Here is a 17,683-nt window from a genome sequence, read left to right as displayed (position 1 = left end):
CCTTTGCGGCCACTCTGGAGACAACCATGGCCTTGACCCTGCAAGATATCGAACAGATTTTCCTGGAGCGCGGGCACCGCTCCTATCATGGCGAGTCCGTCAGCCACCTGCGGCACGCGTTGCAGACGGCGGCGCTCGCCGAACGTAACGGCGCCAGCCCGCACCTGATCACGGCGTGCCTGCTGCACGACCTGGGCCACCTCATCGCGGACCGGCCGGGCACGCCGACCCTGCGCGGCATCGACGACAAGCACCAATACTTCGTGCTGCCCTTCCTGCGCGGACTGTTCAGCCCGGCGGTGCTGGATCCGATCCGGCTGCACGTGGAGGCCAAGCGCTACCTCTGCTATGTGGAACCGCAATATGAAGCGTCGCTATCGGAGGATTCGAAGCGCAGCCTGGCGCTGCAGGGGGGGAGTTTCGATGCGGGCCAGGCGGTGGATTTCGCGAGCATGCCGGGCGCGCCGGATGCGATACGGCTGAGGCGCTGGGACGACATGGCCAAGGTGCCCGGGCTGGCGACGCCGTCCCTGGATCACTTCCTGGAAATCGCCGAGAGCGTCTCGGGACGGGTCAAGCTGGCCGCCGTCTGGTAGGCGCTGGCGGGAAAACCGTGATTCCTGGCGGCCCAGACGACCGCCAGCGTCGCCGCCAGCAAGGCCAGCAGGACCGGCGTGAATGCAGCCACGCCCAGGCGTTCGAGCAGCAGGCCTCCGGCGACGCCGCCCGCGGCAATGGCCGTATTCCAGGCGGTGACCAGCATGGATTGCGCCACATCCGCGGCATCGCCGGCCGTCTTGGCCAGCGCGGTCTGGAACAGCGTCGGCGAACCGCCGAATGCCACGCCCCAGATGCCGATGGCCAGATAGACCATGGCCGGCATCCGGCCCGCGATGCCCAGCGCCAGCACGGCCAGGCCGAACAGGGCGATGCTGGCCAGGGTCAGCGCCCGCAGATGGCGGTCGATCAGCGCCCCTGCTCCCCAGATGCCGAGCAGGGAGCTCAGGCCGAACACCAGCAACACCAGATCCGTGCGTCCGCCCATACCCACTGAAGCCAGGAACGGCGCGACGTAGATGTAGAGAATGTTGTGCGCCAGCACGAAAGCCAGCACCGCGAACAGCACCGGACGCACGCCGGGCAGCAGGAAGACGCGCCGCAACGGCAGTTGCCGGCCCTTGGCCTGCCCCGCGTAGTCCGGCACCCGCAGGCGCACCCAGGCCATCAGGATCAACGCCAGCCCGCTCATGATGCCGAAACCCGTGCGCCAGCCCAGCAGCGCGCCCAGAAAGGTCCCTGCCGGAACGCCCAGCGACAGCGCCAGCGGGGTGCCCACCATCGCCACCGAAATCGCGCGGCCCTGCAGATGCGCGGGCACCATGCGTGCGGCGTAGCCTGCCAGCAGTGCCCACAACAGCCCCGCCGACACGCCCGCCAGAAAGCGCGCGGCCAGGATCAGCGCATAACCGGATGACAGCGCCGTCACCGTGTTGGCCAGCACAAACCCCGCGATCGCCGCCAGCAGCAGCGCGCGCCGCCGGATACTGCGGGTGGCGGCGACCAGCGGGATCGCGGCCACCAGCGAACCGATCGCGTAGATCGTGACGGTCTGGCCGATGCTGGCCTCCGATACGCCCAGGCCCTGCGCCATCTGCGGCAGCAGCCCGGCCGGCAGCGCCTCGGTCAGGATCGTGATGAAGGCCGCCATGGCCAGCGCCAGCAAGGAGGCCAGCGGCAGGCGGTCGCGGTCGCGGTCGGCAGCGGCCGGAACATGCGCGGGAGGTGTGCCCGGCCGCGGGGAATGCATGGAATCTGTCATGGTTGGCACCTTGTTGAATCTGAGGTGCCCAGACGATAAAAGCCCCATGATTAAAGAAAAAGTAGGCTACATTTCCTTCTTATACGGACTTTAATGTCCGCAATAGAGGGCAGGAATGGACAGCCTGAATGGTTTTGTCGTGTTTGTGCAGGTTGCCGAAACGCGCAGCTTCGTCGCCGCCGGCCGCCTGCTCGGCGTGTCGGCATCCGCCATCGGCAAGAGCGTCGCGCGGCTGGAAGAAAAGCTGGGCGTGCGCCTATTCCACCGCAGCACGCGCAGCGTCACGCTAACGGCCGAGGGCTCGCTGTTCCTGGACCGCAGCCGCCGCATCCTGGCCGAGATCGAAGCGGCCGAACTGGAGCTGTCGCACGCGGCCGCCGCGCCGCGCGGGCGCTTGCGCGTCAGTCTGCCGCTGGTCAGCGGGCTGGTGCTGCCGGTGCTCGGCGAATTCATGCGCGAATATCCCGAAATCGAACTCGATCTGGACTTCACCGACCGGATGGTCGATGTCATCGAGGAAGGGTTCGACGCCGTGGTGCGCACGGGCGAGCCGGCCGACTCCCGGCTGTCGGCCCGCCGCCTGGGCACCTTCCGGATCCTGCTGGTCGCCTCGCCCGGCTACCTGGCGAGCCGGGGCACGCCCAAGGCGCCGGCCGACCTGCTGCATCACAGCTGCCTGCACTACCGCTTTCCCAGCAGCGGCAAGCTCGAAGGCTGGGCGCTGCGACAAGCGGCCGGCGAGCCTGAACTGCAACTGCCCGTTTCGATGATCTGCAACAACATCGAAACGCGCACCTGCTTCGCGCTGCAAGGGCTGGGAATCGCCTGCCTGCCGGACTTCGCCATCCGCGAACCCTTGGCGGATGGCCGCCTGGTCCAGGTCCTGGCGGGGCAAGCCGAGCGCACCAACGTCTTCCATGTGCTCTGGCCCGCCAGCAAGCACGCCTCACCGAAAGTGCGGGCGCTGGTCGATTTTCTGTGCTCGAGGGTATTCGCGGACGCCAAGGCGCCCAAGCCTGGGCGCCGATCCGGCCGCTAACGGGCGACGCGCTTCGGAGCGGCCCCGGCATGCAAGGCCGCTGCCGCCGCGCCAGGGCGTTGCGCCCTGGCTTCCCGAACCTACGCGCCCTTGGCGACCGGGCGGGACGGATCGCTGCACCACTCGCTCCAGGAACCGGGGTACAGGCGCGAACCGGACAAGCCGGCGATCTCCATGGACAGGAGATTATGGCAGGCCGTAATGCCCGAGCCGCACTGATGCACGATGGATGCGGGGTCGCGGCCGTCCAGCAGGCTGGAAAATTCGGCGCGCAGCTGCTCGGCCGGCTTGAAACGGCCGTCGGCCTGGAGGTTTTCGCCATTGGGGCGGTTCAGCGCGCCCGGGATATGCCCGGCGACGGGATCCATGGGCTCGACCTCGCCACGGTACCGGTTGGCCGCACGCGCGTCGATCACGGTAAATGCCGGACGGGCAATGTTGTCCAGCACCGCCTGGGCGTCCACCGAACCGGCCAGCGAGGGCCCCGGCTCGACCGGATTTCCCGCGGGCACGGCTGCAGCCGGTATGGCCGAGGCCGGCAGCCCGGCGGCGGTCCAGGCCTGCCAGCCGCCATCCAGCACCGCCGCCTGCTCGTGCCCCAGCCAGCGCAGCATCCACCACAAATGGGCGGCATACATGCCGCCGCTGGCGTCGTAGGCCACAACCAGGGTATCGGGCGTCACGCCGTGGGCGGCCATCAGCGCGCCGAACGCCTCGCGGGAAGGCAGCGGGTGGCGGCCGTTCGTGCCCGTGCGCGCCGCGGCCAGCTCGGTTTCGTGGTCCAGGTAGCGGGCGCCAGCAATGTGTCCGGCCTCGTATGCCTGACGGCCCGCCGCGTGGTTGGTCAGGTCGTGGCGCACATCGAAAACTCGGACGCCAGGCGCGCCGAGACGCTCGGCCAGATCGGCGGCGGAAATCAGTGTCATCGTCATTCGGTGTGCTCCTGTGGGGAATAGCGGCGGCCGCGGCTCAGGCCGACTTGGGATCGCGCATGGTGCGCCACACCGACAGCAGACCCGCGGAAATGATCAGGCCCATGCCTGCCCACGCCAGGGTGTCGAGATGATCGCCCCACAAGCCCATGCCGAGCAGGGCCGCGAAAATAATGGTGCTGTATTGCAGGGCCGCGGTCAGCAGCGCGGAGCCCATGCCGAACGCGCGGGTCATGGCCAACTGGCCGAACAGGCCCGCCACGCCCACGCCGATCAGCGAAAGATAGCCCGTCCAGTCGGCATGGCCCCAGCCTTCAAAGGCCAGCCCGGCGAAACTGGACACGCACACGGCCACGGAGAAAAACAGCACGGTGCGCCATTCGGGTTCGCCGATGCGGCCCAGCTGGCGGATCTGCATCATCGCGATGGCCGACATGGCGCCCGCCCCCATGCCCAGCAGGGCGGCCAGCCATTGGTCTTCGTTGATGCTGGGCCGCAGCACGGCGATCACGCCCAGGAAACCCAGTGCCACGGCCACGATGCGCACGGGATCGCGCTGCGCGCCGCCCCAGCCCAGCATCCAGCAGGCGATAAAGAGCGGCGCCGTGTAATTCAGGCTGGTGGCCGTGGCCAGGGGCAGATGGGAAATGGCGAAAAAGCCCAGCCACATCGAGGTAACGCCCGACAGGTTGCGCCACAGATGCAGCTTCCAGCTGGTCGGAATGATGGACTGGCGGCCGGCGCGGGCCCAGATCAGCAGCAGGATGACCGACGGCAAGCCGCGGAAGAGCACCACTTGGGGCAACGACGCGCCATGCTCGGTACCGAGCTTCACGAACGATCCCATAATGGCGAACATGGCGGACGCCAATAACATCCAGAGAGCCTGCATGGGGGATCTGCGCTAAGGGAAAGTGAGGAGGAATAAGGGAAAGCGATACTATACTCTCCGTCACCGGAGCGGTGCCGCCGGCTCGGGGAACTGGCGGGCCGCCGCCATGTCGAACTTCGGCAATTCCCGCTCGCAGAGGAACAAAAAAACATGAAACGCGTCATCCTTTTCGTCATCACCAACCTGGCCGTCATGCTCGTGCTGTCGGCCACGCTGCGCATCCTGGGCGTAGACCGCTACATCACCGCCAACGGCCTGAACCTCAACGCCCTGTTGATCTTCTCGCTGGTGGTCGGCTTCACCGGGTCCTTCATCTCGCTGCTGATCAGCAAGCCCATGGCCAAATGGAGCACCGGCGCGCAGGTGCTGGATCCGAACTCGCCCCGCAACCAGCGCGAGGCCTGGCTGCTCGACACCGTGCACCAGCTCGCCGACCGCGCCGGCATCGGCCGCCCCGAAGTCGCCATCTACGACGGCGCCCCCAATGCCTTCGCCACGGGCGCGTTCAAAAACGACTCGCTGGTCGCCGTGTCGACGGGCCTGCTGGAAAGCATGAGCGAAGAGGAAGTCGCTGCCGTGCTCGCCCACGAAGTGGCGCACATCGCCAATGGCGATATGGTCACGCTGACCCTGATCCAGGGCGTGGTGAACACCTTCGTCGTGTTCCTGGCGCGGGTGGTCGGCTACTTCATCGACCGCGCGGTGTTCAAGAACGAGCGCGGCGTGGGCGCAGGCTACTACATCACGGTGCTGGTCTGTGAAATCATCTTCGGCGTCCTGGCCTCGATCATCGTGGCCTGGTTCTCGCGCCAGCGCGAATACCGCGCCGACGCCGGTTCGGCCCACCTGATGGGCGCCCGTGAACCCATGATCCGCGCGCTGGCCCGCCTGGGCGGCCTGGAACCCGGCGAACTGCCCAAGTCCTTCGAGGCCTCGGGCATCACCGGCAAGGGCGGCCTGGCCGCCATGTTCGCGTCGCACCCGCCGATCCCGGCCCGCATCGCCGCCCTGCAGAATGCCCGCGTGATCTGAACAAGCACGTAGCAAGGGGGGGCGGCCGATTGCCCCGACGCCCTCCGCAAAAATAGCCGCGCCGCCGCCAGGCCGCCCTAAGGCGGCGCAGCCCCTTTGGGGGCAGCAAGCGCGCAAAGCGCGCGGCGTGGGGGCAACACACCCTCAGCACTCGACGATATTCACCGCCAGGCCGCCGCGCGCGGTTTCCTTATACTTGGTCTTCATGTCGGCCCCGGTCTCGCGCATGGTCTTGATGACGGAATCCAGGGACACGTAGTGCTGGCCGTCGCCGCGCAGCGCCATGCGGGCCGCGTTCACGGCCTTGATGGACGCCATGGCGTTGCGCTCGATACAGGGAATCTGCACCAGGCCGCCCACGGGATCGCAGGTCAGGCCCAGGTTGTGCTCCATGCCGATCTCGGCGGCGTTCTCGACCTGTTCCACCGTGCCCCCCAGGGCCGCGGCCAGGCCGCCCGCCGCCATCGAACACGCCACCCCCACTTCTCCCTGGCAGCCGACCTCGGCGCCCGAAAGCGAAGCGTTGTACTTGTACAGCAGCCCCACCGCCGCCGCCGTCAGCAGGAAATCCCGCACGCCGTCGCGGTTGGAGCCGGGCACGAAGCGGTCGTAATAGTGCAGCACGGCCGGGATAATGCCGGCCGCGCCGTTGGTCGGCGCCGTGACTACCCGGCCGCCGGCCGCGTTTTCCTCGTTGACCGCCATCGCGTACAGGTTCACCCAGTCCATGACCGACAGGGGATCGGACAGCGTGCGCTCGGCGCGCTGCGTCAGGTTGCGGTAGAGTTCGGGCGCGCGGCGGCGCACGCGCAGGGGGCCGGGCAGTTCGCCGTCAGCTTCCGGGTAATTGATGCCGCAGCCGCGCGATACGCAGTCCTGCATAACCTGCCAGATGCGGTCCAGGCCGGCGTGCACCTCGGCCTCGTCGCGCCAGGTCAGCTCGTTCTTCATCATGAGCTGGGCGACCGACAGCCCGCTGTCGCGGCACATGGACAGCAATTCGCGGCCCATCCGGAACGGATAGGGCAATTGGTCATGCGCGGCGATGACCTGGCTGTTCGATGCGCCCGCCGTCACGACGAAGCCGCCGCCCACCGACAGGTAGCGGGACTCGCGCAGCGTCTCGCCCTCGGCGTCGAACGCGTGAAACTTCATGCCGTTAGGATGCTCCGCCATGGCCTCACGGCGGTAGAACATCATATGTTCCTTTTCCACGAACGGGACGGGGTAGCGCCCGAGCAGGGGCAGTTGGCGGCTGGCCCGCACCGACGCGATCATGCCGGCAATGGCGGCGGGATCCACGGTGTCGGGCGCCTCGCCCATCAGTCCCAGCAACACGCCCTTGTCGGTACCGTGACCCTTGCCCGTCGCGCCCAGCGACCCGTAAAGCTCGGCGCGCACGGTAGCCACGCGCGGCATAAGGCCGTCGCGCTCCAGGCCCTGGGCGAACAACAGGGCCGCCCGCATGGGCCCCACCGTATGGGAGCTAGACGGGCCTATGCCAATCTTGAACAGGTCGAATACGGAAACCGCCACGCAAAACTCCAGTACATCTGACGAATGGTCAGGCAATGATACGCGCTGCCCATGCCGCGCGCAGCAAAGCCCCGGCGGGCGTATGCTGTATTGCGGGGACAGGTTCCCCAGCCTTGGCCGCGCATGCGATCATTACAGAAATATTTCTTGTCATAAATGAATGGAAACACCCCAGGATGTCCGGACTGATCACGCTGCTTGACTTTGCGGGCTACGTCGCCCTCCTCCTTTGGGGCGTGCACATGGTCCAAACGGGCGTGCAGCGCGCCTTCGGGGCCGCGCTGGGCGCGGCGCTGGGCAGGGCCCTTGGCACGCGGCTGCGGGCCTTCGCCGCCGGGCTGGGCATCACCGCTGCGCTGCAGAGCAGCACCGCCACGGGGCTGATGATCACCGGCTTCGCGGCCGGCGGCGTCGTGAGCCTGGTGCCGGCCCTGGCCGCCATGCTGGGCGCCAACGTGGGCACCACACTCATCGTCCAACTGCTGTCGTTCGACCTGACCTCGCTCGCCCCGATCCTGATCCTGGCGGGCGTCTGGATGTTCCGCCGCTATCCGCCGGGGCGCACGCGCGACCTGGGCCGCGTCTTCATCGGCCTGGGGCTCCTGCTGCTGTCCTTGCACCAGCTGGTGGAACTGTTCCAGCCGTTCCAGACCGCGCCCATGCTGGGCATGATCCTGGACGCGCTGTCCACGCAGCCGGTGGCCGCCGTGCTGCTGTCGGCCGCCTTCACCTGGGCGGCGCACTCCAGCGTGGCCGTGGTCGTGCTGGTGATGTCGCTGGCCACCCATCACATGGTGGCGCCGCACGTCGCGTTCGCGCTGGTGCTGGGCGCCAATCTGGGCACCGCCATCAATCCCATGATCGAGGGCGTGACCGGCGACGATCCCGCCGCGCGCCGCCTGCCGCTGGGCAACCTGCTCACCCGCGTGATCGGCGTGCTGGCCGGCCTGATCCTGCTGCCCTACCTGCAGCCGCTGATGAGCGACCTGGCGAACGACCCTGCCCGCGCCGTGGCCAACTTCCACACGCTGTTCAACGCCGTCATCGCGCTCGTGTTCCTGCCGATCCTGACGCCCTACGCCGCCCTGCTCACGCGCTGGCTGCCCAAGCGCGCCGACCCGAACGATCCGTCCCGCCCCCAATACCTGGACGAATGGGCCCATGACGTGCCCGCCGTGGCCCTGGGCAACGCCGCGCGGGAAGGCCTGCGCATGGCCGACATGCTGCAAACCCTGCTGCTTTACGCGCGCGCAGGCTTCAAGCGCGACAACCGCCACCGCATGGTGCAGGCGCGCCAGCTGGACACCGCCCTGGACAAGCTGGAGAACGCGATCACGACCTACCTGGCCACGCTGGACCAAGAGAACATGACGCGCGAAGACCTGCAGCGCCTGGACGACATCCTGGCCTTCATCAGCAACGTCGGCCATGCGGGCGACCTCGCCCACCACGGCCTGCTCAGCCACGTCGCCAAGCTGCGCAAGCAGGGTTGGACCTTCTCGCCGGAACAGCGCGCGAGCCTGGACGAAACACTGGGCCAACTGATCGCCAATCAGCGCACGGCCGCCGCCCTGTTCGTCAACGACGACCTGCGCCAGGCCCGTTCGCTGGCGGGCGAAAAGGCGCGCTTCCGCACGATCGAGACCACCGCAGCGGACACGCACCTGCAGAAGATCAAGGCCGGCGAAGTCGACGCCGCCGAAGTCGGCGCCCTCTATCTGGATATCCTGCGCGACATGAAGGGCATCAACTCCCACCTGGTAGGCGCCGCGGCGTATCCCTTGCTGGCCCGTCACGGAGAGCTGCTTCCCAGCCGCCTGCGCGAAGCGGGGAATTGAGACCCCCACGCCGCGCACGCTGCGCGCGCTTGCTGCCCCCAAAGGGGGCTGGCCCGCCTTGGGGCGGCCCGGCGGCGGGCCGGCCATTCTTGCGGAGGCGTGGATGCGCCCCCCATGCCGCGCACGCTAGGCGTGCTTGCTGCCCCCAAGGGGGCTGCGCCGCCTTAGGGCGGCCTGGCGGCGGCGCGGGCCCTCACGCTGCGAGCCGAGAGTAGTGTCTGACACCCGTACGAGATGCTCGTCCAGGCTGGGAGCGGTGTTCCCGGGTGTCAGACACCCCACGAGACACGTGCACTACAGATAGCGCTTGAACCAGTCCAGCATGCGCTGCCAGCCGTCCTTTGCCGCCTCGGCCTTGTAGCTGGGCCGGTAATCTGCCAGGAAGGCGTGGTCGGCTTCGGGGTACACCACGAACTCCGAGCGCTTGGCGTTGTCGTTGCCGGCGGCCAGCCTGGTTTTCATGGATTCGACATCGGCCAGCGGAATGCTGGCGTCCTTGGCGCCGTACAGTCCCAGGACCGGCGCGTGCAGCTCGTTCACCACGTCGAAAGCCACGCGCTTGATCAGCGGGCCGTGGCCCACGCTGAGCTTGCCGTACCAGGCCACGGCCGCCTTCACGTCCGGATTGTGCGCCGCGTACATCCAGGTCAGGCGTCCGCCCCAGCAGAAACCCGTCACCGCCACCCGCTTGGGATCGCCGCCCTGTCCGGCGGCCCAGGCCACGCTGGCATCCAGGTCGGCGTACACCTGTTCGTCCGGCACCTTGCTGACCAGTTCCGAGATGAGCTTGGGAATGTCGGTATAGGCCGAGGCATCGCCCTGCCGTTCGTACAGGTTCGCCGACACGGCCAGGTAGCCGGCCTTGGCGACCCGGCGGCACAGGTCCTTGATGTGCTCGTGCACGCCGAAGATCTCCTGCACGACCAACACGATGGGCAGGTCGCGCTTGCCTTCGGGCGCGGCGTAGTAGGCGTCGATCGTGCCGTCGGCCACGGGCAGCTTGAAATCCCCGTGGGCGAGTCCCTGGGTGTCCGTATGGATAACGGTGGGCGCGACATTGCCGGCTGCGGCGGAAAAACTCATGGAGAACTCCTGTGTTGGGTCGACAAAACCGGGATATCGGGTCGCCCTAGTGCCGGTGGACGTGCTCCGCCTGCGGCGCGCCATGGCCGGCTTCGGCGCCATGGTCATGCCCGTGGTGCATGAGCGTCGTTACGCTGTAGATCAGCACCACGCCCACCCCGACCAGCAGCAATTGCGGGACGGCATCGGAAAGGGATACCCGTTCGTGCATCTGCGGCATCAGGTCGGCCACCGAGATATAGAGGAAGCTGCTTGCCGCAACCACCAGAATATAGGGTACCCAACCCTGCGCCTGCTGCAGCACGAAGTACCCTATTATGCCGCCCAAGGCTGAACACAAGCTGGTGAACAAGATCAGGGCGAATGCGCGCTTGCGCTGCAGGCCGGCGTTGATCAGCACGACGAAATCGCCGAGCTTGTGCGGCACTTCATGGATGATGATAGACGCGGCGGTCAGCACGCCCAGCAGCGGATCGGTCAGGAAAGCCGCCGCCACCAGAACGCCGTCGCACAGATTGTGCAGCGAACTGCCGATCAGGATCAGGACGCCGCCCCGGCCCGCCTCGTGGCGGTCATGCCCCGTGTGGTGGTGATGGCCATCGCCTTCGTGGTGGTGGCTGTGCCGGAGCAGCGCGATCTTCTCCAGCACGAAAAAGCCGATCAAGGACGCCAGCATCAGCCCGAAGAGCACGTGAGCGTCGGCCACGCCCGCCTCGAAGGCTTCAGGCAGGAGATGCAGCAGGGCCACCGACAGCAGCACCCCCACCGACAGGCTCACCATGTGGTGCAGGTACTGCGCGAACACCTTGTAGGCCAGCCAGCTGGCGACAAGTACCGCGATGAGCCCGCCGGTGATGGTGGCGAGCAGAACCCAGAGCAGCAACATTTGGGGGACGTATTTATAGGCAGGGAAGCGCAACATTATATTGTTGCAATCCCAAAAGCGGAAATGGGCCGCCCACCGGGGCGGCCCATCGGTTACGCGGGCGCAACAGCGGCCTGCCCTAGTGGGCCTGCTCCCAGTTCTTGCCCACGCCCACCTCGGCGACAAGCGGCACGCGCAGAGCCGCCACGTCGCACATCAGGCTGGGCAGCGTGCGCTTGACCAGCTCCAGCTCGGCGTCCGGCGCTTCCAGCACCAGTTCGTCGTGCACCTGCATGATCATGCGCGTCTGCAGGTTTTCGGCCTCCAGCCAGTTCTGCACCGCAACCATGGCCATCTTGATCAGGTCGGCCGCCGTACCCTGCATGGGCGCGTTGATGGCCGCCCGCTCGGCCGCCTGGCGGCGCGGGCCGGAACCGCCACGGATCTCCGGCAGCTGCAGGCGGCGGCCGAAAACGGTTTCCACGTAGCCCTGCTCGCGCGCGCGCCGGCGGGTATCGTCCATGTACATCGCCACGCCGGGATAGCGGGCGAAGTAGCGGTCGATGTAGGCCTGCGCGGCATCGCGCGTGATGCCCAGGTTGGACGCCAGGCCGAACACCCCCATGCCGTAGATCAGGCCGAAGTTGATCGCCTTGGCCGCGCGGCGCTGCTCCGTGGACACGTCGGCCAGCGGCACGCCGAATACCTCCGAGGCCGTGGCGCGGTGGATGTCCTCGCCCGCGGCGAAGGCGCGCTGCAGGTTGGCGTCATCGGAGACGTGCGCCATGATGCGCAGTTCGATCTGCGAATAGTCGGCCGACAGCAGCATGCCCTGTTCGGCCACAAAGGCCTCGCGCACGCGCCGGCCCGCCTCGGTGCGCACCGGGATGTTCTGCAGGTTGGGATCGGACGACGCCAGGCGGCCCGTGATCACGGCGGCCTGCGAATAATGCGTGTGCACCCGCCCCGTGTCCGGATTGATCATGCGCGGCAGCTTGTCCGTGTAGGTGGACTTCAGCTTGGCCAGGCCGCGGTATTCCAGCAGGACCTGCGGCAGCGGATAGTCTTGCGCCAGCTTGCTCAGCACCTCCTCGTCGGTGGACGGCGCGCCGCCGGCGGTCTTGCGCACCACCGGCAGTTGCATACGGCCGAACAGGATTTCGCCCAGCTGCTTGGGAGAATTCAGGTTGAAAGGCTGGCCCGCCAGTTCATAGGCCTTTTGTTCGAGCTGGAGCATTTCCTGGCCCAGCTTGTGGCTCTGGCGCCCAAGCTCGGCGGCGTCCACCTTGACGCCGTTGCGTTCGATCGTGGTCAGTACGGCCGACACTTGCATCTCCAGAAGGTAGATGCGGTTCAGCCCTTCGTCGGCCGCCACCACCGGGCGCAGCACCTGATGCAGTTGCAGCGTGAAATCGGCATCCTCGGCGGCATAGTGGCCGGCCTTGTCGACCGCCACTTCGTCGAAGCCGATCTGCTTGGCGCCCTTGCCGCACAGGTCCTCGTAGGACACGCCGCTGCGGCCCAGGTAGCGCTGGGCCAGGTCGTTCAGGCCCACGCCGCGGTGCGACTCCAGCACGTAGGCCTGGAGCATGGTGTCTTCGGTCACCCCCGACAGCCGGATGCCTTCATTGGCGAAAACGTGCGTATCGTATTTCGCGTGATGCAGCAGCTTGGCGCGCGATGCGTCCTCCAGCCAGGGCTTCAGGCGCGCCAGCACCTCGTCCTTGGGCAATTGGGTAGCGCCGTCCGGGCCGCGGTGAGCGACCGGGATGTAACACGCCACGCCGGGCGCCACCGCCAGCGACATGCCCACCAGGCGGGCCTGCATTTCATCGAGCGAGGTGGTCTCGGTGTCCAGCGCGACCAGGGACGCGCCTTCCAGCTTCTCCATCCAGGCGTCGAAGCCCGCCCAATCCGAAAGGATCTGGTAGTCCAGTTCCGTGGGCGCGGCCGGCGCGTCGTGGGTGATGCGGGCGTCGCCCGCGGGCACGCGCTCGACGTCGCCGGTCAGCTCGCGCAGCCAGGTGCGAAAGCCATAGCGTTCGTAGATGTCGGTCAGCGCCGCGTTGTCGCGCGGGCGCGGCGCCAGGTCGTCGACGCTGTCGACGTGGCCCGCCAGGTCGCAGTCGCACTTCACGGTCAGCAACTGGCGCGTGAGCGGGAACTTCGGAATGGCGTCGCGCAGGTTGCTGCCCGCCACGCCCTTGATCCCGTCCGCGCCTTCGACCAGCTTATCGATGGAGCCGAATTCCGTAATCCATTTGGCGGCCGTCTTCGGGCCCACCTTGGTCACGCCCGGGACGTTGTCGACCGTATCGCCCACCAGCATCAGGTAGTCGACGATGCGGTCGGGCGGCACGCCGAACTTGTTCACCACGCCGGCCTCGTCCAGCACTTCGCCGCTCATGGTGTTGACCAGGGTGACGTGGCTGTTGACCAGCTGCGCCAGGTCTTTGTCGCCCGTGGACACGATGGTGTGCACGTCGTGCTCGGCGGCCCGCTGGGCCAGGGTGCCGATCACGTCGTCGGCCTCGACCCCCTCGATGGCCAGCACCGGCCAGCCCAGCGCGCGCACCGCGCGGTGGATGGGCTCGATCTGCGCCGCCAGGTCTTCCGGCATGGGGGGGCGATGCGACTTGTATTCCGGGTAGATATCGTCCCGGAACGTCTTGCCGCGAGCGTCGAAGATGCATGCGGCATACTCTGCCTTATGATCAGATACAAGCTTGCGCAGCATATTGACCACGCCGTAGAGCGCACCCGTGGGTTCGCCTTGCGCGTTGCGCAAATCAGGCATAGCGTGGAAAGCGCGGTACAAGTAACTTGAACCGTCGACCAGTAATAAGGTTTTTTTCATGGTTACAAAGGCAGATATGGCAATAGCCGCGGAAACACCCGCCAACAAACAAATTCCGCTGATTATGTCAGAGATACGGACGGCGGCAGACAAGCTCGCGAACATCGGGCCTGCGGTCAGTGTCTTCGGCAGTGCACGAGTCAGTCGCAATTCCCCCCACTATGAGACCACCGTCGCGATCTCGGCCGCCCTGGCCGAGGCCGGATTTGCGGTGATCGCCGGCGGTGGTCCCGGCATCATGGAGGCAGCCAACAAAGGCGCATTCGAAGCAGGCGGCACCAGCATCGGCCTGAACATCAGCCTGCCGCACGAAGCCCACAACAACGAATACCAGACCATAAGCCTTTCTTTCGAGTACTTTTTCTCGCGCAAGGCAACCTTCTTCATGCACAGCTTCGCCTATGTGGCGATGCCGGGCGGTTTCGGCACCCTGGACGAACTCTTCGAAGCGTTGACGCTCATCCAGACGGGCAAGGTCCCGCCGGCCCCCATCGTACTGGTTGGCAGCGAATACTGGTATGGCCTGGTCGAATGGCTGGGCGGCCAGGTGCTGGCCAACGGCATGATCGGCGCGCACGACCTGGATCTTTTCATCATCGAAGACGATCCGATCAAAGTGGTGCGCAAGGTGGTGGAATTCCACGCGAAGGTCAACTCGGACGCGCAATACGCGCCGTCCCTGCCGGCCTGAACCGGACAACGGCCATCCCCCGGGATGGCCGCGTCACGCTCACATGAACGAGTGCGGTGCCTGCGCAGCGAAGTGTCTGCGCATGAGCGTGCTCGACACGCTTACGAGGCGCTCGTTCAAGCTGAGGCTAGCGCTCCCGGGTATCTGACACCACCTTCGGTTCATGGTCCGCCAGCCACGCCGGCGGCCTGTTGGGGCTTACGCGGGGGGCGCTGTCCGCAACACGGTCGTGGTTGCTCAGTGTCAGACACCCGGGAGCATCGGTTTCAGCTTGGGCGGTCGTCTCGTAAGGGTGTCAGACACTTGTACGATCCAGAGCATGGCGCAGTGCGAGACACCCGACTTAGTGCCTGACACGCCATGCAAGGCCTCGGTGCCTGACACGCAATACAAGGCCTCAGTGTCTGACACCCTTACGCGAGGGTCGCCCAGCTTAACGCCGGTGCCCCCGGGTGTCTGACACCGGTTTCGGTGCTATGCCCCCCCTTTCTCCTACCCCTTCCGCATGAACGACGGCAGCACGTCCGCCGGAATCGGACAGACATACGGCCGCCCGCGCCGGGTTTCCATCAGCTCGGCCTTAGCGCGTGCCAGTTCCTGCGGGCGGGAGTACAGATCGGCGGCGGTCGCCGCGATGATCTTGGCCGCATGCACCATGCCCTTGTGCGCCATGGACATCTTGCCCTGCGCCACCATCTGCCAGGAATGGAAAGGCGTGCCGTAGGCATAGCATGCGCCCCAGCACTGCGCCGTGGGCGTAACCCAGCTCACGTCGCCGACGTCGGTAGATCCGTAGGTGATCTCGGTCTTGCCCGGCTCGTAAGGCGCCACGCCCTGGAATAGCGGCGTGGGGTTGCGCAGCACCGCGCCCAGATTCTTGCCGGCATTGTCGATGTCGTCCCCGGAAATCACGTCCCACATACGGCGCGCGGCCTGCTGCTCGCCATCCGAGTAGGCGGGGCCCTGCAAGGCCTGCATGTTGGCGTACATGACCTCGTTGAGCACGCCGTTCGGGATGTAGTTCGAGCAGGCCTTGTCGAAGACGATTTCGAGTTCGCAGCCCGTCATCAGCGCCGCGCCGCGCGCCACATTCTGCACGCGCTCGTACAGCTCGGCCGCCTGGGAATTGATGGGCGCGCGCACCAGATACAGCACTTCCGCGCGAGCCTGCACCACATTAGGAGAAATGCCGCCGCTGTTGGTCACGGCGTAGTGCACCCGCGCATCCGGCACCATGTGCTCGCGCAGGTAGTTCACGCCCACGTTCATCAGTTCGACCGCGTCGAGCGCGCTGCGGCCCAGGTGCGGCGAGTTCGCCGCATGCGCGGCAATGCCGCGGAAACGGAAATAGGCCTGGATGTTGGCCAGCGAAGACTGGTGGAAAATCCCCGTGTGCGAGGCGGGATGCCAGGTCAGCGCCGCGTCCAGGTCGTCGAACAGGCCCGCCCGCGCCATGAACGTCTTGCCGGAACCGCCCTCTTCCGCCGGACAGCCATAGAAGCGGATGGTGCCCGGGAGCCCGTTGGCCTCCAGGAACTCCTTCACCGCCACCGCCGCGAAATGCGCGGCCGTGCCCAGCAGGTGGTGGCCGCAGCCGTGGCCGTTGCCGCTCGGCGTTTCCGGCGAAGGCAGGCAAGCGTACGCGCCGCTTTCCTGGCTCAGCCCGGACAGCGCGTCGTACTCGCCCAGGATGCCGATCACGGGGCCGCCGTTGCCGGCTTCGGCCACGAACGCCGTAGGAATGCCGGCGGCATCCCGCGTGACGCAGAAACCCGCCTCCTCCAGCATCGCGATATGCAGCTCGGCGGACTTGTGCTCGTCGTAGCGCAATTCCGCCAGGCTCCAGATGCGGTCGCTCAGTTCCGCGTAACGCTCGCTGCGCGCGTCGATGAACGGCGCAAGTTTGTCGATGGCACCCATGGTTTCTCCAGTGGCTGGGGTCGTGTGAGCCGGCTCGCCGCAGGCAAGCACCCGCGCCGCGCCGCAAGGCGCCGGGCCCCTCGGGGCGGCCCGGCGGAAAACGCCGCTTACTCGTCGAGCTTGATTCCGGCAGTTTCAATGATTTTCCGGTTGGCGGCCAGCGTCTGCGCGATGCGCTCGGCGAACGCCTGCGGCGAGCCCACGTCAGGTTGCGCGCCCAGGGTTGCCAGGCGCTGCACCAGCGCCGGGTCGGCCAGCGCACGATCCACGGCCTGGTTCAAGCGCTGCACCACGGCATCGGGCGTCCCGGCGGGCGCGACCAGTCCAAACCAGGTCTGGCCCAGCGCGTTCAACTGCGGATAACCCAGTTCCGCCAAGGTGGGCAGCGCCGGCATGCCGGCCAGCCGTCCGGGCGCGGACACCGCGATCGCGCGCAGCTTGCCGGCCTTGATCAGCGATTGCGCCGACGCGTACTGGTCCTGCTGCACCTGCACCTCCCCGCCCACCGCCGCGGTCAGCGCCGGCCCCATGCCGCGGTAGGGCACGTGCAGCACGTCCACCTTCAGGTCGGCGTTCATGGCCGCCAGGTTCAGGTGCCCCAGCGAACCCACGCCCGGCGAGCCGAAGGAATACTTACCGGGATGGGTCCGCAGTTCGGCCACGAACTGCGCGAAATCCTGCGCCGGGAACGCCGGGTTCACCATCCACACGACGGGCACGGTCGCCACCGATGCCACCGGCTTCAATTGCGTCTCGGGGTCGACCCGTTTGGTGCCGTACAGCAGCGGGTTGACGGCCATGGTGCTGACGGTCGCCATGCCCAGCGTGTAGCCGTCCGCGTCGGCCCGCGCCACAGCCTCGGTGCCGATCAGGCCGCCCGCGCCCGCGCGGTTTTCCACCACCACGCTCTGGCCCAGCTCCTTGCGCAGGCCGTCGGCCACCGCGCGCGCCAGCACGTCCGTGGATCCGCCCGGGGCGAACGGCACGATAAGGCGCACGGGCTGGGACGGATATCCGCCCTGGGCGGCCGCCAGGGAAGACGCGCCGAGCATCACGGCGCAAACAAGGGCATGCAGCAGGCGGTACTTCATGAACGAACCACTCCTTGGGAGAAGGAAGCAATGACAGGAATTGCCGCATTGTGGCCAGGGCATATCCTTATTTCAAATACATTTATGG

Annotated in this window: 14 protein-coding genes; 5 read left to right on the top strand and 9 right to left on the bottom strand. The window is 67.0% G+C overall.

Translation table 11 applies throughout. The annotated features are described in order from the left end of the window. The first annotated feature begins 26 nt into the window (after window positions 1-26). A complete protein-coding gene (locus AGI3411_RS17245) occupies window positions 27-596 on the top strand; it encodes a phosphonate degradation HD-domain oxygenase (protein ID WP_129528587.1) in 570 nt (189 codons plus the stop codon). On the opposite strand, the gene AGI3411_RS17240 is transcribed toward AGI3411_RS17245, so the two are convergent. Further along, window positions 536-1,807, bottom strand: a complete 1,272-nt coding sequence (locus AGI3411_RS17240) for an MFS transporter (protein WP_129528654.1) — start codon at window positions 1,805-1,807, stop codon at window positions 536-538. The genes AGI3411_RS17245 and AGI3411_RS17240 overlap by 61 nt on opposite strands. A 127-nt stretch (window positions 1,808-1,934) precedes the next feature. Here AGI3411_RS17240 and AGI3411_RS17235 point away from each other — a divergent pair, with 127 nt between their 5' ends. Then, window positions 1,935-2,858, top strand: coding sequence for a LysR family transcriptional regulator (locus AGI3411_RS17235; RefSeq protein ID WP_129528586.1), 924 nt, complete (start codon window positions 1,935-1,937; stop codon window positions 2,856-2,858). Between the two features lie 80 nt (window positions 2,859-2,938). On the opposite strand, the gene AGI3411_RS17230 is transcribed toward AGI3411_RS17235, so the two are convergent. Continuing rightward, window positions 2,939-3,790: a sulfurtransferase gene (locus AGI3411_RS17230; protein ID WP_129528585.1), complete on the bottom strand. Its 852-nt coding sequence runs from the start codon at window positions 3,788-3,790 to the stop codon at window positions 2,939-2,941. Window positions 3,791-3,827: 37 nt separating this feature from the next. Beyond that, the gene (locus AGI3411_RS17225; RefSeq protein WP_129528584.1) at window positions 3,828-4,682 is read right to left on the bottom strand and encodes a DMT family transporter; all 855 of its coding nucleotides are present in this window, start codon (window positions 4,680-4,682) and stop codon (window positions 3,828-3,830) included. Between the two features lie 150 nt (window positions 4,683-4,832). Between AGI3411_RS17225 and htpX the strand changes: the two genes are divergently transcribed. After that, entirely contained in the window at window positions 4,833-5,714 is an 882-nt protein-coding gene (gene htpX / locus AGI3411_RS17220) for a protease HtpX (RefSeq protein WP_129528583.1), read from the top strand. 144 nt (window positions 5,715-5,858) lie between these two features. On the opposite strand, the gene AGI3411_RS17215 is transcribed toward htpX, so the two are convergent. Continuing rightward, a complete protein-coding gene (locus AGI3411_RS17215) occupies window positions 5,859-7,250 on the bottom strand; it encodes an L-serine ammonia-lyase (protein WP_129528582.1) in 1,392 nt (463 codons plus the stop codon). Between the two features lie 176 nt (window positions 7,251-7,426). Between AGI3411_RS17215 and AGI3411_RS17210 the strand changes: the two genes are divergently transcribed. Further along, window positions 7,427-9,088 (top strand): Na/Pi cotransporter family protein, encoded by a 1,662-nt coding sequence (locus AGI3411_RS17210; protein ID WP_129528581.1) that lies wholly within the window; start codon window positions 7,427-7,429, stop codon window positions 9,086-9,088. 294 nt (window positions 9,089-9,382) lie between these two features. Here the strand turns inward: AGI3411_RS17210 and AGI3411_RS17205 are convergent, their stop codons facing one another. From AGI3411_RS17205 to polA, 3 genes are all read right to left on the bottom strand, one after another. After that, entirely contained in the window at window positions 9,383-10,171 is a 789-nt protein-coding gene (locus AGI3411_RS17205; protein ID WP_129528580.1) for a dienelactone hydrolase family protein, read from the bottom strand. 46 nt (window positions 10,172-10,217) lie between these two features. Further along, entirely contained in the window at window positions 10,218-11,057 is an 840-nt protein-coding gene (locus tag AGI3411_RS17200) for a ZIP family metal transporter (protein WP_129528579.1), read from the bottom strand. Between the two features lie 118 nt (window positions 11,058-11,175). Next, window positions 11,176-13,893, bottom strand: a complete 2,718-nt coding sequence (polA, locus tag AGI3411_RS17195; RefSeq protein ID WP_129528578.1) for a DNA polymerase I — start codon at window positions 13,891-13,893, stop codon at window positions 11,176-11,178. Here polA and AGI3411_RS17190 point away from each other — a divergent pair. Next, window positions 13,892-14,584 carry an LOG family protein gene (locus AGI3411_RS17190; protein ID WP_482752467.1) on the top strand — a complete coding sequence of 231 codons (693 nt, stop codon included), beginning with the start codon at window positions 13,892-13,894 and terminating at the stop codon, window positions 14,582-14,584. The genes polA and AGI3411_RS17190 overlap by 2 nt on opposite strands. Window positions 14,585-15,076: 492 nt before the next feature. Here AGI3411_RS17190 and AGI3411_RS17185 read toward each other — a convergent pair whose 3' ends face one another. Both AGI3411_RS17185 and AGI3411_RS17180 read right to left on the bottom strand, forming a co-directional pair. Continuing rightward, complete coding sequence (locus tag AGI3411_RS17185) at window positions 15,077-16,504, bottom strand: M20 family metallopeptidase (protein ID WP_129528577.1); 1,428 nt, start codon at window positions 16,502-16,504, stop codon at window positions 15,077-15,079. Between the two features lie 107 nt (window positions 16,505-16,611). Beyond that, on the bottom strand, window positions 16,612-17,595 hold the full coding sequence (locus tag AGI3411_RS17180; protein ID WP_129528576.1) for a Bug family tripartite tricarboxylate transporter substrate binding protein: 984 nt from the start codon (window positions 17,593-17,595) through the stop codon (window positions 16,612-16,614). Window positions 17,596-17,683: the final 88 nt, after the last annotated feature.

The organism is Achromobacter agilis (assembly GCF_900496965.1).
GTDB classification, from domain to species: domain Bacteria; phylum Pseudomonadota; class Gammaproteobacteria; order Burkholderiales; family Burkholderiaceae_B; genus Achromobacter; species Achromobacter agilis.
The sequence above is the reverse complement of the archived record's forward strand: the minus strand, read 5'-3'. Positions and strand labels throughout refer to the sequence as shown.